Source organism: Croceibacterium mercuriale (assembly GCF_000802385.1).
GTDB classification, from domain to species: Bacteria; Pseudomonadota; Alphaproteobacteria; order Sphingomonadales; family Sphingomonadaceae; genus Croceibacterium; species Croceibacterium mercuriale.
Genome location: NZ_JTDN01000001.1, coordinates 1,860,639 through 1,882,841 on the forward strand (window position 1 = coordinate 1,860,639; position 22,203 = coordinate 1,882,841).

At 64.5% G+C, this 22,203-nt stretch carries 18 protein-coding genes; 4 read left to right on the plus strand and 14 right to left on the minus strand.

From position 1 onward, the window contains the following. Positions 1 to 28: 28 nt before the first annotated feature. The 12 genes from PK98_RS08750 to galE all read right to left on the minus strand — a co-directional run bounded on the left by PK98_RS08750 (position 29) and on the right by galE (position 10,833). Positions 29 to 1,078, minus strand: a complete 1,050-nt coding sequence (locus tag PK98_RS08750; RefSeq protein WP_235425437.1) for a single-stranded-DNA-specific exonuclease RecJ — start codon at positions 1,076 to 1,078, stop codon at positions 29 to 31. Continuing rightward, positions 1,075 to 2,409: an ABC1 kinase family protein gene (locus tag PK98_RS08755; RefSeq protein WP_039095815.1), complete on the minus strand. Its 1,335-nt coding sequence runs from the start codon at positions 2,407 to 2,409 to the stop codon at positions 1,075 to 1,077. The genes PK98_RS08750 and PK98_RS08755 overlap by 4 nt, the downstream gene beginning before the upstream one ends. A 51-nt stretch (positions 2,410 to 2,460) precedes the next feature. Beyond that, positions 2,461 to 2,952 carry a D-glycero-beta-D-manno-heptose 1,7-bisphosphate 7-phosphatase gene (gene gmhB, locus PK98_RS08760; protein WP_039095817.1) on the minus strand — a complete coding sequence of 164 codons (492 nt, stop codon included), beginning with the start codon at positions 2,950 to 2,952 and terminating at the stop codon, positions 2,461 to 2,463. Further along, the gene (locus PK98_RS08765; RefSeq protein WP_039095819.1) at positions 2,949 to 3,428 is read right to left on the minus strand and encodes an adenylyltransferase/cytidyltransferase family protein; all 480 of its coding nucleotides are present in this window, start codon (positions 3,426 to 3,428) and stop codon (positions 2,949 to 2,951) included. The genes gmhB and PK98_RS08765 overlap by 4 nt, the downstream gene beginning before the upstream one ends. Then, positions 3,425 to 4,357 carry a D-glycero-beta-D-manno-heptose-7-phosphate kinase gene (rfaE1, locus tag PK98_RS08770; RefSeq protein ID WP_235425438.1) on the minus strand — a complete coding sequence of 311 codons (933 nt, stop codon included), beginning with the start codon at positions 4,355 to 4,357 and terminating at the stop codon, positions 3,425 to 3,427. The genes PK98_RS08765 and rfaE1 overlap by 4 nt, the downstream gene beginning before the upstream one ends. Positions 4,358 to 4,376: 19 nt before the next feature. Next, complete coding sequence (locus PK98_RS08775; RefSeq protein ID WP_152608568.1) at positions 4,377 to 4,982, minus strand: D-sedoheptulose-7-phosphate isomerase; 606 nt, start codon at positions 4,980 to 4,982, stop codon at positions 4,377 to 4,379. Positions 4,983 to 5,083: 101 nt separating this feature from the next. Continuing rightward, a complete protein-coding gene (gene rfbA, locus PK98_RS08780; RefSeq protein ID WP_039095821.1) occupies positions 5,084 to 5,956 on the minus strand; it encodes a glucose-1-phosphate thymidylyltransferase RfbA in 873 nt (290 codons plus the stop codon). A gap of 11 nt (positions 5,957 to 5,967) precedes the next feature. Beyond that, a complete protein-coding gene (gene rfbD, locus PK98_RS08785; RefSeq protein WP_039095822.1) occupies positions 5,968 to 6,855 on the minus strand; it encodes a dTDP-4-dehydrorhamnose reductase in 888 nt (295 codons plus the stop codon). After that, positions 6,852 to 7,910 carry a dTDP-glucose 4,6-dehydratase gene (rfbB, locus tag PK98_RS08790; RefSeq protein ID WP_039095824.1) on the minus strand — a complete coding sequence of 353 codons (1,059 nt, stop codon included), beginning with the start codon at positions 7,908 to 7,910 and terminating at the stop codon, positions 6,852 to 6,854. The genes rfbD and rfbB overlap by 4 nt, the downstream gene beginning before the upstream one ends. A gap of 2 nt (positions 7,911 to 7,912) precedes the next feature. Further along, positions 7,913 to 8,449 carry a dTDP-4-dehydrorhamnose 3,5-epimerase gene (gene rfbC, locus PK98_RS08795; protein WP_152608569.1) on the minus strand — a complete coding sequence of 179 codons (537 nt, stop codon included), beginning with the start codon at positions 8,447 to 8,449 and terminating at the stop codon, positions 7,913 to 7,915. Between the two features lie 53 nt (positions 8,450 to 8,502). Further along, entirely contained in the window at positions 8,503 to 9,645 is a 1,143-nt protein-coding gene (locus PK98_RS08800; RefSeq protein WP_235425439.1) for a polysaccharide biosynthesis/export family protein, read from the minus strand. Positions 9,646 to 9,792: 147 nt separating this feature from the next. Beyond that, positions 9,793 to 10,833 (minus strand): UDP-glucose 4-epimerase GalE, encoded by a 1,041-nt coding sequence (gene galE / locus PK98_RS08805; protein ID WP_039096525.1) that lies wholly within the window; start codon positions 10,831 to 10,833, stop codon positions 9,793 to 9,795. Between the two features lie 177 nt (positions 10,834 to 11,010). Here galE and PK98_RS08810 point away from each other — a divergent pair, with 177 nt between their 5' ends. The 4 genes from PK98_RS08810 to PK98_RS08825 all read left to right on the plus strand — a co-directional run bounded on the left by PK98_RS08810 (position 11,011) and on the right by PK98_RS08825 (position 17,353). Next, positions 11,011 to 12,174 carry a capsule biosynthesis protein gene (locus PK98_RS08810; RefSeq protein ID WP_039095827.1) on the plus strand — a complete coding sequence of 388 codons (1,164 nt, stop codon included), beginning with the start codon at positions 11,011 to 11,013 and terminating at the stop codon, positions 12,172 to 12,174. 71 nt (positions 12,175 to 12,245) lie between these two features. Then, positions 12,246 to 12,974 (plus strand): ABC transporter permease, encoded by a 729-nt coding sequence (locus PK98_RS08815; RefSeq protein ID WP_052208450.1) that lies wholly within the window; start codon positions 12,246 to 12,248, stop codon positions 12,972 to 12,974. Continuing rightward, positions 12,971 to 13,618 (plus strand): ABC transporter ATP-binding protein, encoded by a 648-nt coding sequence (locus tag PK98_RS08820; protein ID WP_039095829.1) that lies wholly within the window; start codon positions 12,971 to 12,973, stop codon positions 13,616 to 13,618. Before PK98_RS08815 ends, PK98_RS08820 begins: the two co-directional genes overlap by 4 nt. Before the next feature lie 90 nt (positions 13,619 to 13,708). Then, complete coding sequence (locus PK98_RS08825) at positions 13,709 to 17,353, plus strand: glycosyltransferase (RefSeq protein ID WP_052208237.1); 3,645 nt, start codon at positions 13,709 to 13,711, stop codon at positions 17,351 to 17,353. Between the two features lie 4 nt (positions 17,354 to 17,357). On the opposite strand, the gene PK98_RS08830 is transcribed toward PK98_RS08825, so the two are convergent. Both PK98_RS08830 and PK98_RS16725 read right to left on the minus strand, forming a co-directional pair. Then, complete coding sequence (locus PK98_RS08830; RefSeq protein ID WP_152608570.1) at positions 17,358 to 19,718, minus strand: glycosyltransferase; 2,361 nt, start codon at positions 19,716 to 19,718, stop codon at positions 17,358 to 17,360. Between the two features lie 34 nt (positions 19,719 to 19,752). Next, a complete protein-coding gene (locus PK98_RS16725) occupies positions 19,753 to 22,125 on the minus strand; it encodes a glycosyltransferase family protein (RefSeq protein WP_152608571.1) in 2,373 nt (790 codons plus the stop codon). Between the last annotated feature and the right edge of the window lie 78 nt (positions 22,126 to 22,203).

A 22,203-nucleotide genomic window follows, 5' to 3' on the forward strand; every position in this document is an offset into this window, starting at 1 on the left:
GGCCGGCGCAAGCGAACTTGCGCCGGCCTCAGAACCCCAGTCCGGCGATGAAGCTGTCCCAGACAGGCAGCGGCAGGGCGCCGCCGGTCGCCTGGGCATGGCCGTTGCCATAGCGACCGTCTGCCCCGGCCGGCCGGTGCTTCGCCAGGAAGCCCAGCAGGTCCAGCCCGCTGGCGCTGCGCGCGGCGAAGTGGACCCAGCCCGGCCGGTAACCGTCATTGGCCGCGATCACGATCTTGTCGCGCAGTCTTCCGCGCCACTGCTGCGCGATCAGCGGGTGGACCTGGCAGGGCGAGGTGAAGCGGATCAGCGCCACGTCGCTCACGACACGCGGGGCCACGCGGCGGGCGGCCTCGACCGCCTCGCGCACCTCGACCTTGGCGGCGCGCAAGGCCTCGGCGTCCGGGCCTTCGCCTTTGGTGATGCCTTTCGGTCCGTCACAGGCGAGCAGCAGTCGCAGGGCCGGGCCGGCATCGGCGGCGGCGGTCCGGCGCGGCGCGTTGACCAGCGATGTCGCATCGCGCAGCGCGGTCTTGCCCCAGCGGGCCTGCGCGTCTGCCAGTTCGGCAAAGCCTGCCCCTTCCGCCATGTCGCCGACCAGTCCAATCCCGGCGAGCCACAGCAGGTCGGCCTGGTCGCCCAGCGCCCCTACCGCCCACCAGGCGATCAGTGCGCTGGTCGGCTCCGGCTCCAGCCCGTGGCCGCTCAGCGTGATGGCGGCGGGCGGCGTGCCGGTGGGGCGATGGTGGTCGATCACGAGGGTCGGCATGTCGGGCAGCACCGCAGCCGGCCGGGTGCCGAGGTCGGCGAGCACAAGGCCGCCGGGGGCGAGCGCCAGCAGGCGCGCGGCGAAGGTGCCGTCCCATGGCGTTTCGGTCTTGCCGACGATCACCGGTTCCGCCAGGCGCCCGGCGGCACGCAGCGCCTGCACGAGGATCGCCGCGGCGGAGAGCCCGTCGGCATCGAAATGCGCGGCGACCGCCACCGGGCGGGCCGGGTCGACCTGCGCCAGGAACCGCGCCGTGCCGGCCGCCGCCGCCGCGCGGGGATCGCCGGCATGGAGCTCGCCGACCATCATGCGCCCCGTTCCGCAGCCGCCGCCTCTGCCAGACCACGCACATCCACCCGCGCCTTCAGCCGGGCCGCCAGCAGGGCCGTGCCGCTGACCTTGCGCTGCACGAACAGCGTCTCGACATCGGGTACATGCCAGGTGGCACGGTCGGCGATCATGGCCCTGGCCTCCTCCCGCACGACCGGGACGAAGGCGCGGTCGCCAAAATCGAACGGGCCGGGGCGGTTCAGGGCCGCGTCGATCGCGGCGATGATCCGGTCGACCGCCGGCTGGTGCGCCGCCGCTGCCTCCGCCCCCAGGAAGCCGGTTTGCACCGCGATATGGCGCACGGCATCCAGATCACGCGCCAGCCCCGCCTGGATCAGCCGGCGATAGGCGGTGACCGTGGCGGCATCCACCGCGCGGGTGGCACCGAAATCCAGCAGCACCAGCCGGCCGCTTTCCGGCTGCCAGCGATAGTTGGCGAAGTTGGGATCGGTCTGCATCACCCCGAAGGCGAACAGCTCACGCAGCACCAGCGAGACCAGCGCGGTCATCGCCCGGTCGCGGGTGTCCTGCCCGGCATCGGCCAGCGCCTCTATCGGACGGCCCTCGACGAAGCTCATCGCCAGCACCCGGCCGGTGGTCAGCGTTTCCTCCAGTTCCGGCACGACATAGCGGTCATCACCAGCCAGCCGCTCGCGGTAGAGGCGCATCTGCTCGCCCTCTCGCCGGTAATCGGCTTCGTCGGCCAGCTGGCGCTTGGCCTCCGTCAGCAGCGGCGCGAGATCGACGGTCGCGGGCAGCAGGCCGGAGACGCGCAGCAGGGTGGCGACATTGTCCACGTCGGAGTCGATGCTCGCAGCGATGCCGGGATACTGCACCTTGATCGCCAGCACGCGCCCGTCCGGCAAGGTGGCGCGGTGGACCTGCCCGATGGACGCGGCGGCGATCGGGCTGGCATCGAACTGGCGGAACCGGCGGCGCCAGTCGGCGCCCCATTCCGCCTTCAGCACGCCGTCCAGCTGCTGCGGGGGCATGCGGTAGGCCTGGTCGCGCACGCGGGCCAGGATGGCGGAAAGCTCCGGCGGCAGCAGGTCGCCCGCATCCATGGAGATCATCTGCCCCAGCTTCAGCGCCGCGCCGCGCAGGTGCGACAGCCGATCGGCCACGCGCGTGGCATTGCCGGGCGTCAGCATCATGGTGCTCAGCGATGGGCGCTCACCTGCGGCGAGTCGCCGGGCGCCCTCCGCCACCATGCCGCCGGCCACCCCGCCGGCCAGCCTTCCGAAGGAGCCGAGCCGCGCGAGGCGGCCCGAGGGGATCGGGCGGTAGCGGCTGTTGTCATCATCAGGCATGAGGCGACAACGCGACCGCGGCAGATGGGTGCCCTTCGCTGGCGGGTACCATCAGTCCTGCACTGGCAAGGCGGCCACGATCTCGCGCAATCCACGATCCGGCGTGACCAGCGCGATCGTCCCCACGCCGGCTGCACGGGCGGCTTCGGCATCCGATGGCTTGTCCCCCACCATGACCGACCGGCCAAGATCGATCCCGTGCTCGCACGCGGCGCGCAGAAACATGCCCGGGCGTGGCTTGCGGCAGTCGCACCCCGCATCCGGGCGGTGCGGGCAGTGATAGATGCCGGTGAATGCGATACCTTCGTCGGCGAACAGGCGACGCATATGCGCCTCCAGCATGTCGTAGTCGGCTTGCGAGAAATAGCCCCGGCCGATACCCGACTGGTTGGTGATGACGATCAGCGCATATCCGCGCGCCGCCGCCAGCCGCAGCGCCGCAAACACGCCGGGCAGCGGCTCGAAATCGGCAATGCGGAAGACGTAGCCGTGATCGGCGTTGATGACGCCATCCCGGTCGAGGAACAGGGCAGAACGGCTCATGCCTGCAGGGCGCGGATGCGTTCAAGCAGGGCAGTGGTCGAATGGCCATCGCGGAACGGGATGGCCTGCGCATCACCGCCCCAGGAGCGCACGAGGCGCGTCTCTTCCAGCGTTGCCATGTCGTAGTCGCCGCCTTTCACGTACAGGTCCGGGCGGACTTGCCGCAACAGGGCCACCGGCGTCGGCTCATCGAAGACGGTCACCAGGCTGACGGATGCGAGCGCCGCCAGCAAGGTGGCGCGGTCGGTCGCGGGATTGATCGGGCGGTCCGCTCCCTTGCCCAGCCCCCGCGCCGAGGCATCGCTGTTGAGCGCCACCAGCAGCGAGCCCCCGAGTGCACGGGCACTCTCCAGATACTCGACATGGCCGGGATGGAGCAGATCGAAGACGCCGTTCGTGAACACCAGCGGGCGAGGCAGAGCCGCCACGGCCGCCGGCAGATTGCGGCGGGCGATGATCCGGGCCGCGATGGTCATGGCGACGACGTCCCCTGCAGGAACGCAGCGACCTCGTCGAACTGGACGACGGAGGTACCCAGCTTGCCCACCGCGACACCACCTGCCGCATTGGCAAAGGCCACCGCATCTTCCCAGCTCGCCCCGACGCCGTGCATGATCGCCAGCGCCGCGATGACCGTGTCGCCCGCACCCGACACATCGAACACTTCCTGTGCGCGGGCTGGCTGCCGGACGACGCCGTCCTGTGAATAGAGCCGCATGCCCTGTTCGCTCATCGTGACGACCAGCGCCTCCAGCCGCAATTGCGCCCTCAGACCCTCGGCCTTGTCGTCAAGCTCCGCCAGGTCTGACCATGATCCCACCACCTCGGACATCTCGGCACGATTGGGGGTGACCATCGTGGCGCCGGCATAGTCGCTGTAATCCCGCCCCTTGGGATCGACCAGCACCGGCTTGCCGAGCCGGCGGGCGAACGCGACCAGTCCGGCCGCGCGGGCGAGCGCACCCTTCCCGTAGTCGGAGAGCACCACGACGTCGGCCTCACCCACGATCCGCTCGTACTCGGCCGAGTTGGCCTGCAATGCCGGGGCGGACGGACGCTCCTCGAAATCGATGCGCAGCATCTGCTGGTGCGGGCCCAGCACCCTGAGCTTCAGCGTCGTGCGGAGTGCGGGATCAACGCTGAGGCGATGGCGCACCCCGGCGCCGTCAAGGGCGCGGCGGAGGCGATCGGCCGTCGCATCCGCCCCGACGACCGCCAGCAGCGTTGCGCGCCCACCCAGCGAGACGATGTTGCGCGCCACGTTGGCGGCACCGCCAGGCCGTTCGTCCGACCGGGAGACATGAACGACGGGCACCGGCGCCTCGGGCGAGATGCGGCGCACGTCACCGAACCAGTACTCGTCCAGCATGACGTCGCCGACGACGACGACGTGGAGGCGGGCCACCCGTTCGCGAATGGCTGCGTCAAGCACCGGCACAGGCCCCGACAGGATCCGCGAAGGGGCGGAACTCTTCATCGAGATAGGCACAGATGGCGTGATAGATCAGCATGTGCGCGGTCTGGATCCGGTCGGTGGCAGCCAGCGGCACGATGATAGCCAGGTCGCTGAGGCAGGCGAGCTTGCCGCCATCCCGGCCGAGCAGGCCGAACGTGGTCACCCCCATCGACCGCGCCGCCGCGAAGGCGGCGACCAGGTTGGCGGAATTGCCCGACGTGGAAATACCCCAGACGATGTCACCCGGGCTTGCCAGTGTCTCGACCTGCCGGCTGAACACCGTGTCGAAGGCGTAGTCGTTGCTCCATGCGGTGATGATCGACGTATCGGTCGTCAGCGCGATGGCGGGCAGGCCCGGCCGCTCGACCTTGTAGCGGCCGACCAGTTCGGCGGCGATGTGCTGCGCATCCGCCGCAGAACCACCATTGCCCATGATCAGGAACTTTCCCCCGCCGCGCAGACGCTCGGCCAGGTGCTGCGCCACCGGCTCGACGCCGGCCAGAAACTCCGGAGTCAGGACCCGCTGCAGCGACGCCAACGTCGCGGCGACTTCGCTGCTGATCGATAAGGCCACTTGGTTCTCCAGGGTCGTCGGGCATCACCGCACACTGTGGCAGTGCCGGACGATGATGGCGGTTGCGAGCAAATTCTGGTCCTCGGCGAAGGCCCCGTTGCTCAGCCCGCCTCGGCGATCACCTGCCTGAGGTACCTGGCATAATCGGACTTGCCGAGCGCGGCGCAGCAGCGTTCCAGCCCGGCGGCGTCGATGAAGCCCTGGTGGAAGGCGACCTCTTCCGGACAGGCGATCTTGAAGCCTTGGCGCTTTTCCAGCACGCGCACGAACACGCCGGCGTCCAGCAGGCTGTCGGGCGTGCCGGTGTCGAGCCAGGCATAGCCGCGGCCCATCAGCTGGACGTTCAGCTGGCCACGCTGCAGATAGGCGCGGTTGACGTCGGTGATCTCCAGCTCGCCGCGCGGCGATGGCGCCAGATTGGCGGCGATATCGACCACCTGTGCATCGTAGAAGTACAGGCCGGTCACCGCATAGCTGGAGCGGGGCGTGGCGGGCTTTTCCTCGATCGAGATGGCGCGGCGCCGGTCGTCGAACTCGACCACGCCGTAGCGTTCCGGGTCGGTCACATGGTAGGCAAACACGGTGGCACCCGCCTGCGATGCACGCGCGCCGGCCAGCAGTTCGGGCATGCCGTGGCCGTAGAAGATGTTGTCGCCCAGGATCAGCGCGGATGGCTCCCCACCCACGAAGTCGGCGCCGATGATGTAGGCCTGCGCCAGCCCATCGGGGCTGGGCTGCTCGGCATATTCGAACTGCATGCCCCATTGCGAGCCATCGCCCAGCAGCGCGCGGAACGCCGGCAGGTCGCGCGGGGTGGAGATGATCAGCACCTCGCGGATGCCGGCCAGTATCAGCGTGCTGAGCGGGTAATAGATCATCGGCTTGTCGTAGACGCTCATCAGCTGCTTCGAGGTGGCGAGCGTCATGGGGTAGAGGCGCGAGCCGCTGCCGCCGGCGAGGATGATGCCTTTCATGGGGAAGTCCTTCAGGTCTGGGCAGTGAGCAGGCGGGCGACCACCGGCGGCAGGGCATCCTGCCAGCGGGGCAGCGCGACGCCGTGCGCCTGGGCAATGCGGGTGCAGTCGAGCCGCGAGTTGGCGGGGCGCGTGGCCGGCGTTGGATAGTCGGCGGTGGTGATGGCATTCACCCGAGCGGTGGGGCCGCCAAGTTCGGCCGAAGCGGCGAAGATGGCGCGTGCGAAGTCGGCCCAGCTCGCCTCGCCGGCGGCGGTCATGTGGAAGATGCCGCGCTGCGCCGGATCGCTGCCGGCGGCGAGGTTGGCCGCGACCCGCAGCACGCCATCGGCGATGTCGAGCGCGCTGGTCGGATTGCCGACCTGATCGCCGACCACGCCGAACTCGTCCCGTGTCCCGGCCAGCCGCAGCATGGTGCCCACGAAGTTGGCGCCGAACGGGCTGTAGACCCATGCGGTGCGCAGGATCGCGCTGTCAGGATGCGCGGCCAGCACGGCCTGCTCGCCGGCCAGCTTGGTGGCGCCATAGACGCCGGTCGGACCGGTCGGATCATCCTCGCGCCACGGGCGGTCGAGCATGCCGTCGAACACGTAGTCGGTCGAGAGGTGCACCAGCGGCACGCCCAGCCGGGCGGCGGCTTCGGCCACGGCACCGGCGCCGGTGGCATTGACCGCGTGGGCCGCCTCGGCCTCACTCTCGGCCTTGTCCACTGCGGTCCACGCCGCGGCGGAGACGATGGCATTAGGGTGGGCTGCTTCCAGTGCGGGCAGGATGGTGGCGGGGTCTGCCAGGTCGAGCGCCGGGCGGCCGATCGCGATCACCTCGTGACCGGCCAAAGGCCCGCGCTCCAGCAGGCTGGTGACGACCTGCCCGCTGGTGCCGGTGACCGCGACCCTCATGCCGGGGTCTTCGCCTCGAGCCCGAGGCGCTGGCCGTCATACTGGTCGCGCAGGGGCTGCCACCACCAGGCATTGCCGAGATACCAGCGCACAGTCTTGGCGATACCGCTGTCGAAGGTCTCAGCCGCGCGCCAGCCCAGCTCCGTCTCCAGCCTTGTGGCATCGATGGCGTAGCGCGCATCGTGGCCGGGGCGATCGGTGACGAACTCGATCAGGTTCTCGCGCGGAGTATCGGTGGGCACCAGCTCGTCCAGCACGGCGCAGATGCGGCGCACGACGTCGATGTTGCGGCGCTCGTTGCGGCCGCCGACATTGTAGGTCTCCCCGACCCGGCCCCGCTCGGCGATCAGGTCGAGCGCGCGGGCATGGTCGTCGACATACAGCCAGTCGCGCACATTCTCGCCCTTGCCGTAGACCGGCAGCTTGCGTCCTTCGAGCGCATTGAGGATGGTGAGCGGGATCAGCTTTTCCGGAAAGTGGTACGGCCCGTAATTGTTGGAGCAGTTCGAGACCACCACCGGCAGGCCGTAGGTCCGCTGCCACGCCTTCGCCAGATGGTCCGACGCCGCCTTGCTGGCCGAGTACGGGCTGCTGGGATCGTAGGGTGTGCTCTCGTGGAACAGGCCGGTGTCGCCCAGCGAGCCATAGACCTCGTCGGTCGAGACATGGAGGAAGCGGAACGCCGCCTTCGCGAATGTGCCCAGTGTGTTCCAGTACTGCCGCGCGGCCTCCAGCAGGGTGAAGGTGCCGACCACGTTGGTCCCGATGAAGTCGGCCGCGCCGGTAATCGAGCGGTCGACATGGCTTTCGGCGGCCAGGTGCATGATCCGGTCCGGGCGGAACTCCGCAATCGCTGTATCCATCGCCGCGCGGTCGCGGATGTCGGCATGCAGGAATGTGTGATGCTTGCTGTCGGCGACCGCCTTCAGCGATGCCTCGCAACCCGCATAGGTCAGCGCATCCACGGTCAGGACGTCATGGCCCTTGTCCAGCACCAGATGGCGCACGAGAGCCGAGCCGATGAAGCCGGCCCCGCCGGTGACGATCACGCGCATGGTCAGTTCTGCCACGTAAAATAGGTGGGAAGATCGCCAAGCACCGGCTGCTGGTGATCCTTGGCCGAGAGGGTCGCCGCATCGGCCACGTCCGGCCATTCGATGCCGATGGCCGGGTCGTTCCAGGCCAGGCCCTTGTCGCACGCCGCGTTGTAGTAGCCACCAGTCACCTTGTAGCTGATGACCGTGTCAGGCTCGAGCGTGCAGAAGCCGTGCGCGAAGCCGGGCGGCACCCATAGCTGCCTGCCATTGGCCGGGGTCAGCGTCTCGCCCACCCACTGGGCATAGGTCGGGGAGCCGACGCGAATGTCCACCGCCACATCGAACAGCGCACCCGCGGTGCAGCGCACCAGCTTGCCCTGTGCATGCGGGTCGGACTGGAAGTGCAGCCCGCGGATCGTGCCGGCGCGGCTGCTGAGCGATTCATTGTCCTGCACGAACTGGAACGCGCCTATCTCGGCCGCGAACACATCCGCGCGGAACGTCTCCGCGAAGTAGCCACGATCGTCGCCATGGCGGCGGGGCGTGATCAGCTTCACGCCGGCGGTTCGGAGTGCCTCGAGATGGATACGATGTCCTCCGTCGGATCAGCTCAGTTGCTGTTCTGGACCACCGAAACTGCGCTGGTGACGGTCAGGATGGGGGAGAACAGCTGGCTGATCAGCTGTACCAGCTTGCTGGGCTGATTGGCCCGCGCATTGCCGAAGTACAGCACGTCCTTGTCCCGCATGGCGAAACGTTGAGCCAGGAAGTAGGACTGCGTTTCCATCATGTTGAGGTGGTAGACCACCGGCACTTCAGCGCCGGCATCATCGGTGACGTAGCGGAACAGGAAGATGGCCGCCGGATCGCCGGTCACCGGATTGACGCCGCCCACGCTCGCCACCGCTTCTGCCAGCGACACAGCCGAGGTGGCGAACGGAACCCGGCTCACCTGCCCGGGCGCGCCGAGAACGGAGAAGGTGCGCGGGCTGTTGATCAGCATCAGCCTGTCACCCGGATAGGCGCGAACATCGAGACCGGGATCCTCGATCACGTCGTTCAGCGGAATATCCACGCTGTCGCCACGGCGCATGATGCGCAACACCAGATCCCGCGTGGTGCCGCGATAGCCACCGGCGAGCGCAATGACGTCGGACAGTGTCTCACGGTTGGTCTGCAGGACCAGCCGTCCGGGCCGGGCCACTTCGCCGCTGACGATCACGGTGTTGGTCAGCGCCTCCGACAGGGACACGCGCACCTGCGGGTTCTGCGACAGTCCGCGGAGCGACAGGCGGATCATCTCCTCCGCCTCCGCAACAGTCCGGCCCATCACGCGGAGGGTGCCGGCATAGGGAATGGTGATCTCGCCGCTATCGTTGACCCGGCTGGGCGGCAGGGCCTGCCGCTGCACGCCGGGCGCCGCGGCGGCTTGCGCCGAACCAGGTCCGCTCGGCGCGAACAGGGTCACCCCTGCTTCGTAGATGGAGATCTCCAGCACATCACCGGGCCCGATCATGTCGGTAGGCGGCGGCGGGATGTCCGGCAGGGCGTCAAGCGACGCGGCGGCCGAGGCGGTTGGCGGAATGTCGGCCGCAGTCACGACTTCGACGATGCGGATCGGCGCAGCGCCGGTATCAGGCTCGAGCGCGGAAGCGCGGATGTCGTTTCCGGTCGGGCCGCTGGTCGGCAGCGTAGCGCAGCCGGCAAGCGCTGCTGCCAGCGCCATGCTGCCGACGATCCTGAACTGCTTCACTTCGCTAAACACCCGAACCTCTGAATTATGTGCGGCGCCCGGCCGCAGCGCAGCGCCCTAGCACCCCCGTTCACGGCTGGACAAGAGCGCCTTTGATCCGCCGTACGCGGCAACTTACCAGACGATGCCGATGCGCATCAGCCTCGATCAGGGCGCCTGGATGGCGGCGCCGGATGCGCCGGTACGATCACCGAGGCTGCGTTCCCAGTTGAGGGCATGCTGCACGATCGTGTCCAGATCGTCGTACCGCGGAGTCCACGGCAGGGTGGAGATGATGCGATCGTTGTTCGAGATCAGCGCATCGGGGTCGCCGGCCCGCCGGCTTTCCAGACGACGCTCGATCCGGCAGCCGGCCACCCGATCGATCGAGTCGAGCACTTCCAGTACCGAGAAGCCGCGACCGTAGCCGCAGTTCATCGTCAGCGAACGCGATGGTTCTTCGATGATCGCCTCCAGCGCCAGCACATGGGCATGGGCGAGATCGGAGACATGGATGTAGTCGCGGACCCCCGTGCCATCCGGAGTGTCGAAGTCGGTGCCGAACACCCCGACATGATCGCGCTTGCCCAGGGCCGCCTCGACCGCGACCTTGATCAGGTGCGTCGCGCCCGCGGTCGACTGACCGGTGCGTCCCTGCGGATCGGCGCCCGCGACATTGAAGTAGCGCAGCACGCAGGAATTGAACGGATGCGCCCGGGCGACATCGGCCAGCATCGCCTCCGTCATCAGCTTGGACATGCCGTAGGGGTTGATCGGCACCTGCGGCGTGTCTTCGGTGACGGGCGAGACCTCCGGTATGCCGTAGGTCGCGGCGGTCGAACTGAAGATGAAGTGCGGCACCCCGGCGGTGACCGCGGATTCGATCAGCGCCCGGCTCTTGGCCGTGTTGTTGTTGTAATATTTGAGCGGGTTTCCGACCGACTCAGGCACCACGACCGAGCCGGCGAAGTGCATGATCGCCCCGGTGCCCCGCCCCATCCCCTGCTCGCCGAAGATACGTTCGAGCAGCGCCGCGTCCGCAATGTCGCCTTCATAGAACTCCACGCCTTCGGGCACGGCAAACCTGAAGCCGGTCACGAGATTGTCGATCACCGCGACGCGCCACCCTGCATCCTTCAGCGCGAGGACGGCGTGACTGCCGATATAACCGGCCCCGCCCGTGACGAGAACGGGATGCTTTGTCATCATGTTCGATCCATGCTTGAAGTTGCCGCGGAGGCTGCGGCAGGGCCCTAACATCGGGATCGGCAGATGGACAAGCCGGGTTCTCGCCGGATCCCAGCGGGTTGCACGGCGCTTGCACCGGCCTTCATGTTGGCCTAGCGCTCTGGGCGCATCCCCGCCCATCCGTAGCAAAGCATATTCATGAACGTGAACACCTCGTTTCCCGTTGAGTCCGAAACGAGTCAGCGCCGCCCAGCGATATCGGACTGGCTGAAGAAGCGCCGCTGGTTTCTCATCTTCGTCCTCGGGCCGACGCTGCTGGCGGCGCTGTATTACGGCCTGATCGCTTCCGACGTCTACGTCTCCGAATCCCGTTTCGTGATCAAGAGCCCGGACGAGAAGCGTTCGCAGATGTCGACGCTGGCCAATCTGGTGCAGACCACGGGCCTGTCCGGCGGACAGGAGCAGACCAACGAAGTTCTCACCTTCGTCCGGTCGCGCGATGCGCTGAGACAGCTGGAGCGGGTGACGGACGTTCGTGCGAAGTTCGCGTCGGACAATGCCGACGCGCTCGCCAGATGGCCCACGCCCTTCGGCAGCAACAGTTTCGAAAGCCTGTTCAAATATTACGGCAAGCGGGTCGAGGCGACGTTCGACTCCGAAGGAGGCACGGCGCTGATACGGGTCGAGGCATTCGCCCCGCGAGACGCGTACGAGATCAACCTGCGCCTGCTCGATCTGAGCGAGGCACTGGTCAACCGGCTCAACGATCGTGCGCAGGAGACGGCGATTACCGAGGCGCAGAGCCAGGTCGAACTGGCGTCCGCGCGTGCTAGGACTGCCCGGATCGCGCTGTCACAATACCGCAACTCCCAGTCGCTGATCGATCCTACCCGGCAGGCGGCGGGTGTTCTGGCCATCGCCGATACCCTGATTGCCGAGCGTGCCGGTCTTCAGGCGCAGCTCGAAACGATGCAGCGGATCACCCCGCAGAACCCGTCCATCCCGACCCTGCGCCGGCGCATCCAGTCACTGAATGGCCAGATCGCGTCTCAGGACAGCCGCGTCGTCGGCGGACAGGGCGGGATTGCGTCGAAGCTGGGCGGATATGAGGATCTGATCGTCGAGCAGGAATTCGCCACGCAAAGCCTGAATGCGGCCAGCGCCGCGCTGGTTCAGGCCCGCGCGGAGGCGCAGCGGCAGAAGTTCTATCTGGAACGGGTGGTCGATCCCAACGTGCCGGACGAACCGATGCTGCCCAAGCGCCTGCTCAGCGTGATCGTCGTGCTGGCCTGTGCCCTCAGCCTCTACTTCATCGGCTGGATGTTCATGATCGGCGTTCTCGAGCACGCTCCCAAGGATTGATCGTGCCCTCCGTTAATCTTGGCAGAGCGCGTGCCGCTTGGGATGTTCAGGTACGGGTGATCCATGCCTTGATGATCCGCGAACTGGTCACCCGTTTCGGACGCGAGAACATTGGATTCCTTTGGATCATGGTGGAGCCGCTACTGTTTGCCGGCCTCGTCGGACTGATGTGGCGTCTTGGCAAGGGTCCGCAGGATCATGGGATCAGCGTCATCGGCTTTGTGGCTTCGGGCTACATTCCTATCACCTTGTTTCGTCACGGTGTGGGCCGCAGTGTCGCTGCGTTTACGGTGAATGGCAGCCTGTTGTATCACCGCCAGATCAAGGTGTTGGATTTCATCCTCGCCCGGTTTGCAATTGAAATCTTGGGTTGCATGATGGCCTACCTGTTCGCAGCCATCGTCCTGATAAGTTTTGGTGAGCTCCCGGTACCTGCAAACATTGGGCTCTTCATTGCGGGTTGGGCGCTCTACTCGCTGTTCTGCTTTGCAATCTGCCTGATAATTGCGCCATTGTCCGAAATGTCGGAGGTGCTTGAAAAGTTCATCCCGGTGGTAACCTATATCATGATCCCGATCTCGGGTCTGCCATATATGGTGTCATGGATGACGCCGGGTGTGCGCGAGTTCCTGCTCTGGTCTCCGTTCGTAAATGGGATGGAGATGATGAGGGAGGGGATTTGGGGAAACCAGGTCACAGCGTACTACAACATCTGGAATCCCATCGGTTTCTCGGTTATCCTTATTCTCATCGGCCTTACTCTGTGCCGTCGGGTCCGTCGCACGCTGACTGTCGAATGATTACCTGCCAGAACATCTGCAAGAGCTACAAGCATGGCTCCAGGCGCAAGCAAGTTCTCAACGATGTGAACCTGGTTGTGAATCCCGGCGAACGCGTGGCGCTGCTGGGCAGGAATGGCGCGGGCAAGAGCACGCTGATCAAGCTGATCGGCGGGGTCGAGATGCCGACATCGGGCAAGGTCATCCACGGCATGTCCGTGTCGTGGCCGCTTGGCTTCGCCGGCGGATTTCAGGGCAGCCTGACCGGCTATGACAATGCACGCTTCATCTCGCGAATCTATCAGCGCGATTATGGCGATATGCGTGCCTTCGTGGAGGATTTTACCGAGCTTGGCAGCCAGTTGGCCATGCCGGTAAAAACCTATTCCTCGGGTATGCGCGCGCGGCTTGCCTTTGCGCTGTCGCTGGCGATCGAATTCGACTGCTACCTGATCGACGAGATCATCTTGGTCGGTGATCAGAACTTCCACCGCAAGTGCCATTACGAGCTGTTCGAGAAGCGTGCCGACCGGGCCATGGTCCTAGCATCGCACAGCACCGAGGTCGTCCGCGAATTGTGCAACCGTGCGGTCATCATCAACAAGGGTGAGGCGACGGCGTATGACGACGTCAACCTTGCCGTCGATATCTACACCGCCCTGTGACGCTCCGCCCGCGGAGACGGCCCTGACAGCGGGGGAGCGCTCTTGCACACCGTCCAGATACTGATCCGCAACCTCAGGCGCCGCCGACGCATGACGGCCTTCGATCCCGATTTCTATCTGGATCACTATGGGGATCTTAGGGGCATCAGGACCCACAAGCAGGCACGCAGGCACTATGTGCGGCATGGCAAGGCCGAGGGACGCTTCGCCAATCAATGGACCTATCTGCAGTCCCTGGCCGGCGACCTGCGCGCCGGGTTCGATGCGATGGCCTATCGCCATTTCAACAAGGATGTCGCGCAACACTTCACCACGGATGACGATCTCTTCGATCATTATCTGCGCCATGGGCACAAGGAAGGCCGGACGTGCCGCTTCCCGGGGAACGGACGGCCCGCAGAGGTCATCCCCGCCGAGGAGCGGTGGAAGGCGCTGTTTTCGCCTCTCGAGTTCCTTGCCTGGTGCGGCGGCGAGCTGGACCGCCATCCGCACAGCCGGGCGGAGGCGCTGGAGCTGTTCGAGCGTGAGGGCATCGACCGCCTGTGGCCGATCAGCCTGGATTATCGCTTCGATGTCGATTTCGTCCGGGAGAACCGGCTGGTTCCGTTCTCCCGCGATGCACCCGACGGGGACGTCTACCGCACATGGCTCTGCCAAGGCGTTCCGGCGGGGATCGCGCCCAACGAGACACGGTACCTGGAGCCTTATCTGCATGGCGCGCCTTTCCCGCCGTCGTTCGATTGGCAGACCTTTGCGCAGCGCACGCGCCTGCCACGCGGAACAACCCGCAGCGGAGCGCTGATCGCGCTGTTCGACCAGTCCGCCCAGGCCATCATTCGCGACCAGCCGATGCTGGGCGGGGACGCCGCCTGGCTGCTGCAGATGATCGCCCGGCGGGCGTTGGCTGCAGGCCAGCATGGGAAGGCGATCCCGCTGCTGGAGCAATGCATCCTCACCGAACCGACAGCCGAACGGCTGACCCTACTTGGCGACGCCCTGCGCCAGGCGGGCAAGACAGGGCGGGCGCTGGAGGCCTACGCCCAGGCCTGCACCATGGTGCGGGCGCCCTTCTCCGCCTTCCTGGGTGCGATCGATATCCACACGCAGCGCCGGAACTTCGCGGACGCCTTTTCCTTGATCCGCAAGGCACATCCGCGATGGCGGGAGCTGGATGCGTTCGACCACAAGCTGGAAGAACTGGTCCAGCTTCATTTCGAGCATGCCAGCGCGCAGGCGCATGCCTTGTACCGCGAGGCTGCAGCCGAAGAATTCAGCGCGACGCTTCGGGCGCAGGCGGACGTGCTGCTTGCCGGCGCGCTGGACGTCATCCGGACGGCATATCTGCAGATGGGCGCCATGCCGGCGAAGACCGGCGGAGTGCCTGACGGCCATGTCGCCATTCTCGCCAATGACGATCTTCGCCAGTGCACGCATTACCGCGTTGAGCAGAAGGCGATGCAGTTCGCGCAGGCGGGACTGCCCGTCAGGATATTCTCCCATTCTGATGTCGGCAGCTTCGTGGACAGCCTGGTCGGCGCACGGGCGGCGATCTTCTATCGTGTTGCAGCTGTTCCGGAGGTGCTGAAGGCGATCCTCGTGGCCGATGCCATGGGTCTCGAGACCTTCTACGAGATCGACGATCTCATCTTCGATCCTGCCTGCTACCCGGATCGTTACGAGACGTTCGAGGGGCAGATCTCACTGAACGAATATACCGGCCTCCAGTTCGGTGTGCCCTTGTTCCGGTATGCGCTTGCCAGCTGCAGTTCCTACATCGCGTCAACCACGGTGCTGGCCGTGAAGATGCAGGAAGTCGTCTCGTCGGCTCGGGAAGCGGATCAGCCGGCCGGACCGGGCGTGATCCTTCGAAACGGCCTTGATCCCCGGAATGACGAAGCTGTCGCAATGGGCGCGCATCCGCTGCGAAGCATGGCCGCTTCCGATCCGGCGCCCCGCTCCGGGAAAGTGCGCGTGTTCTATGGTTCGGGGACCAAGGCGCACAATGCCGATTTCAACACGCTGGTCGGGCCGGCCCTGCTGAAACTGATGCACCTTCAGCCGGAGGTGGAGCTCGTGATCGTCGGCCATCTGCAGCTGATGCCGGCGCTTCGGGAGATGAAGGACCGGGTGCGGACCTATCCGTTCACCCCTGATCTGGCGGCATACTGGTCGATCCTCGCCAGCTGTGACATCAACCTTGCGGTCCTCGAACCCGGGATCATGGCCGACTGCAAGAGCGAGATCAAATGGCTGGAGGCGGCCATCCTCCAGGTGCCGTCCGTCATGAGCCCGACCCGCACCTATCAGGAGGTGATCGAGCCGGACGTGGACGGGCTGTTCGCCGAGACACCGACGCGGTGGCACGATGCCCTGCACCGGCTGGTCACACAGCCGCAGCTGCGCCAGCAGATCGGCGCCGCGGCCCGCGCCAAGGCGCTGCGGGACTACAGCCTGCGAGCTGCTGCCGACACTCTCCACAGCCGGTTTGCACCGACGCTCTCCACCGCGACGCCTCATTCGCCTCGCCGGTTGCGTGTCCTCATCTGCAACGTGTTCTTCGCCCCGCAAAGCTATGGCGGGGCGACGAGAGTGGTGGAGGACAATGTGCGTGACTTCCTGCACAATCATCCCGACCTGGAAGTCGCAGTCTTCTGCTCCCACGAAGGTCCATCCAGGCCGGGGCGGCTGCGGCTGGAGGCGGAGAACGGGATAGCGGTCTACCGCCTGTCGGTCGCCCGCGACGTCGCGATGGAATGGACGCCGTTCGATGCGGCGAACGCCGACCCGTTCGAACGGGTGCTCGATCACTTCCGCCCCGACGTGATCCATTTCCATTGCATCCAGCGTCTTACGGCAACCATCGTGGAGGTCGCCCGCGGCAGGGGGATCCCTTACATCGTCACCCTGCACGATGCCTGGTGGATCTCCGACAATCAGTTCCTTGTCGATCGGGATGGCCTGCATCTGCCCGGCCCTGACGTGATCGGAGATTGCGCGGAGGCCGGCGATCCGGTCGCATCGGTGGCCAGGCGGCAGCGTCTGGCTGCCTTGCTGAACGATGCCCATGCGAACCTCGGCGTCTCCGCGCCGTTCGCCCGGATCCACGCCGACGCCGGTATTGCCCGGTTGCAGGTGATCGAGAACGGCACCCCTGACATCGAACCGGTCCAGCGTCAGGCGCGCGCCGACGGGCGCATTGCCCTGGGGCATCTTGGCAGCCGCGCCTTGCACAAGGGCGCAGCGCTGGTCGAGGCGGCACTCCGCCAGACTGCCTTCGACAATCTGCATCTGACGATCATGGACACGGCGTTGACGTCTGGTCAGTCGATCGACACGGTCTGGGGCAACACTCCAGTGTCGATCGTCGGGCCGGTGCCGCAATCGCAGGTGGCGCAGCTCTACAGCCGGCTCGACGTGCTTCTCGCGCCATCGATATGGCCGGAAAGCTTCGGCCTGGTCACGCGCGAGGCGCTCAGTGCCGGCCTGTGGGTGGTCGCATCCGATCGCGGTGCAATCGGCCAGGACGTGGATGAGGGGCGCAACGGACACATCATCGATGTTGCGGATGCCGGCGCTCTCATCCGGGTGCTCGCCCGGATCGACGCCGATCCCGCCACCTACCGTGCATCGCCGGTGCGAGGCAGCGCACCACGGCGCAGCTCCGAAGAACAGGCCGCACAGCTGCATCGCCTCTATCATGAGGCCTGCCGGGCAGTATCCCGGGAGGCCTCATGAGAGGTCAGGGGCGGTCGTAACCGTTCGGCGCCCGGCCTTCGTAGCGACCGAAGACAAGGAAGTGCCGGGCGGGATCCATGCCGCTCAGAGCGACGTCGGGATTGTGAGCCAGGTACCACGCCGGATCGAACGAATGTCCGCTCTGCAATTCCCGAAGCTCCTTGCGCAAGGCCCGTTCCCGGCGCAGCTTCTGAAGAACAAGAAACTTCTTCTCCGGGGGACGGGGGACCGGGTTCATTCTGATCCGCGGTTCGACCGGATGGGCCGCCGGCCCGTTCGGTACCGAGGCTTCGCTGACCTGCGCGTGCGCCGCATGGATTCTCAGAAACTCGGCGTAGGCCTCCGCGTCGGTCACGACATTCATGTCGAACGCGAAGGCAGGAAGGTCGACCTTCTGCTTCGATCGCAGGATCGACAGGTTGCGCAGATGCTTCTCGGCAGTGTTGGTGTTGATCATCGAGCCGGCACGCCGCCGATAATAGAAATAGATTTCGCTGGTCACGATGAAGCGTTTGCCCGCCCATGCCAGGCGGGAATAGAAGTCCCAGTCCTCGTACGATGTGAGGTTCTCGTCATACGGGAACTCGCTGTATATCTCCCGGCGACCCAGACTGGTTGCCGTCGAGAAGCGGTTTGCGAAACTGCCGCCACGCATCGCCTCGCCGATGAAGATGGCGTGGTCGATGATGTTCATCTCGGCCGGGGATGCTTCGTCGGCAATGAAGGCGGTCTGCGGCACGACCACGGAGTAAGCCGGGTTGCGCTCGAGCGCTTTGACGCCAAGCTCGATGAAATCGCTCCGGATCAGATCGTCGGAATCGAGTGTGAAGATGTATTCGCCGCGGGCCGCCCGGATCCCCAGATTGCGCGCCCCCGACAGTCCGACATTGGCAGGGGCGGACACCACGCGCACCGTTCCGAAACGCTCCGCGCCCTTGATCTTTTCCAGCACCATGCGGCTGTGCTCGTCCGGGGAGCAATCATCCACCACGATGACTTCGAGGTTGACGTACGTCGAAGCTAGGATCGATTCCAGGGTCCGGACGATGTACCGACCCATGTTGAAGTAAGGCACGATCACCGAAACCAGCGGCATCTTTGTCGTCGTGGCAGGATCGGTTCTGCCGCGGCTGCCCTGAGGCATCTTCTTCAGCGAACGCCAGTACGGATCCCGCGTCGCCTCGTGCTTCATCGGCTTCATGCGCATGACCTGGCGCGTCCGCCATGCCCGGCCGAGACTGTCGGCAAGGCTGAGTGCGGTGCCATCGAACTTCAGGCAGTTCTCTCCGTCCTTCCACTCGGTCTGGTCCGAAAAGGCAGGGTTTGTTCCATTCAGCGCGACCAGGCCGCCCATGGCCGATGCCTCATAGGCGGCGAGGCAGAAGCTTTCGAAGGGGGACGGAAAGACGGATATCCCCTTGGCCAGCAGCGCAGCCCGGGCTGCCTGCGGCATCTTGCTGGAGAAGGAAATCCGATCCTTGAGGTGCTTGGGGATGCGGGACAGGAGATGCTGTTCCAGGCGCGGATCCGCCGGATGCGCCATGAACACGACGTTGCCGCGATAGTCCGGCGTGCTGTTGAGGAACGCCATCGCGCCGTTCAGGAACACGTCCGGTCGCTTCAGCGTCTGGATCTTGCTCGGGAAGCAGAGCGGCGTATCCTCCTCGAAGGCGATCGCAGTCTCGCTCGTCTTCATGGCGATCGGCGGGGCATCGATCCTGACCTTTTCCCGCCAGGCATCATCGAACCCGAAGTGGTCCCGCGTCGCCTGGGCGATGCTGTCGAGGTGGGCGACGATGATGTCCGCGTCGTTCAGCGCCTTCCGCTCCAGATCGGCCAGATGCGCGGCCGCCGCGCTGCCGGCGACCGGTTGCCCGGCCCGCAGGATGGAATCCGTGCTGTGCAGGCGAACCGCGATCTGCGTGTCGCTCCACTTGCCGAGGAGCTTGTCCTGCGTGGTACAGAACGCCAGCCCGCCCCAGTCGGGGAACTCGACAACATCGAACACGACTCCACGTGACGCCAGCCGGCCCAGGGCCTGCGCCACCTGGTACGAACGGTAATGCCACCGATGCGTCGTGAACGCCCATTCGGGCGGGTGCCGCAGGGGGTCGATGGCGCCATCGAGATCGGCCAGGCGCCACAATGTCACGCCCGGAAGCGTGGCTTCGAAAGATCGATTATCCACCTGCCAGTCGTTCAGCGCGAGTACGTGAAACTGGACGCCGGCCATATCGTACTCGCGCAAGAGATTGCTTAGCAGCACCCCAATCCCCCCAGCTGTAAACGGGGCGAGTTCCGGGGCAACAAGACACAGTTTGACCATACGGACAATCTTCCACGTATCAGCAATATCCCGGCGCACACGGGATTACTTAGTTTCACTAACCGTTTTTGCGCTAGTGGCGTAGCGGACGCGCTTCTTCCCTTCCATGAAGAATATAATGAACCAGTGGGTTAAGGCCTGCCGCCCTCACATCCGGGTTGGCCTGCAGATAAGCTTCGCTGTCAAAATGTGGATTGGGGCGGCGCCCTTCAACGGCGCCGAAGTCCAGATAGTGTCCGAGCGGATCGAGGCCAGCAGCCTTCACATCGGGATATTGCGCTAGGTACCAGCCCGCGTCAAACCCGGCAGATTTCCGGAGCAGTCTAACATCAGCCGTTTTTGTGCGCTTTCCAAAAAGTCCTGCGCCAAAAAAGATTATGTTGCTCCACGACAAAGAACGTGGCTTGTCCAAGAGGTTGTGCAACGCCGTTCGATCAGGATCATTGTTTTTAAGGGACACAAATTGATTTCGCTCGTTACTGCCAACTCTTGTTATTGGCTGTTGGCCTTGCGTCCTTATGCTTTCCAAATTCTCCAGTACAGCGTAAGCGAAACTTGTTGTTAGGTAACCAGATCCGTTGCGCGCGGTTGGCAAAGAAGTAGTCTGCATGATCTCGTGCTGACTGAGGGTCTTAGTCCGGATATCCCTGGTCGATGCGGCAATCTCCGTGGTCGCTTCACAAAATGCATAAACGTCATTCAAGCAGACCACCCTGCTTCCGCTGGAACGCAGGCTGTGGTGGAGCGCCCACATGAAATCCTCTTGTAGTTCCTCCGAAAACGGAGTTTCGCCGAGTAAGCTCTTCCTGACAGCGATCGGTCCAGCGCCGCTGTGGTTTTTAAGATACCCGGATAAGAAGGATTCTCCCACCACGACCTGATACTTGAAGCAGCTCATCGCCTCTTGGGTGTTCGGCAAGGCGTCGCGATCAAAAAAGCCGATATGACTGATGATTCCGGCGGTCGACGGATCTACGCCGAAAGCGCCTGATACCTTCGCCAGGAACTTGGAATGAATCATGTCACCTGCGCGCATGATTAACACATGGTCTGAAGAACATTCCGCCCATGCTCGATTCAGGATTGCTCCAAGAGAGTCATCTGCCGGGTTCGACACAAGCCTAACCAGCGGATCATTCGCCGCGGTAATCTGCTCTTCCAACACACCGCGCAGTTCACTACCTTCCCCCGCCAGTGCAACAATCAACTCGATCTGGTCATGTTCGACAGCCGCGATATTTCGCATGCTGCACAAGAGCTTCTCCACATCATCCGCGCCATAGATTATCACCGAAATACCTTCAGCCTTCGCAATCTGTGGCTGATCTTCAGGCGTTCGCCCCCTTGTCTGCCAAGGCCGTTCGAAGGCGCCCAAGGCTACAGGTTGAAGAGTTGCACTGCTGGACGATGCGCGCCTGAGTGCCGCCGCAAGTCCTGACGCGGTACCGTCGAACTTGAGGCAGTTATGTCCATCCTTCCACAACGTCCTATCGCCGAAGGAAGGATTGGCTTCATTCAAGATGACCAGTGCCCCTAATAGCGATGCCTCAAAGGCCGCCAAACAGAAGGACTCACAAATACTGGAGACAACCACGACAGAACTGGCGATCAACTCGTCACGTTCTGCACCTTGAATGTCGCCCTTGAACGCGAAACGTGATCTCAGACCCGCCGGAGTTCGACCGACGACAGCCGCTTTCGATCCACTATCAGCTATTCGCGCACAGTACACCGCCGCCCAACCATCGCCTTCCTTGGACGCAAGAAACTGGGAAACGCCGCGAACAAACAGCTCGGGCCTCTTGATGTTCTGGAACTTCGATGTGAATGTGATGCACTTCGTTCGCTCGCCCAACCTCCAACTTGTCTTCGGCGCAGAATCGATAATGACTGGCAGAGGCGAATAGACGAGCCGCCCATACCATTCGCCATGATCGAACCCAAAGACTTCGCGCACTTTCTCGAAATACGGCATGGTTTGCGCAATGACGAGATCGCAATCGCGAAGCGCCTTTCTCTCCAGATCAAAAATGCAAAGATCATTCTCAGTCAAGGAATAGCGTTCTGTGCAGAGGAGCACGCCGTGCGGTCCGTGAAGTCTGACGGCAATAGCCACACCAGCAAAGCCCAGACCAAGCTTCTTTTCCTGTGTCGTGCAATATCCCAGACCACCCCAGTCGGTGAACTCGATGTAATCTATCCCGCTCCGCCGGTGTAAATCACGCAAAACCCTTAAGGCAACGTAGGACCGCCAATGCCAATCGGAGTTTCTATAGGCCCATCTCGGCGGTGCAACTGCCTCCCCCTCCAAAAGGCCGTGCTCGTCATTAACGTCGGCAAAGATGACTTTCACACCATCCAACGCATTCTGAATGCGTGTCGGAAAATCATTCTCACCAACAATAACGACTACAATTCGCCTGCGTTCATCCTCAGAAACGCTCATGATCATATTATATAGTGCGCGACCGATACCACCCGCAGTGAGGGGATATAGTTCGAACGTAACAAAGACGATAGCTCC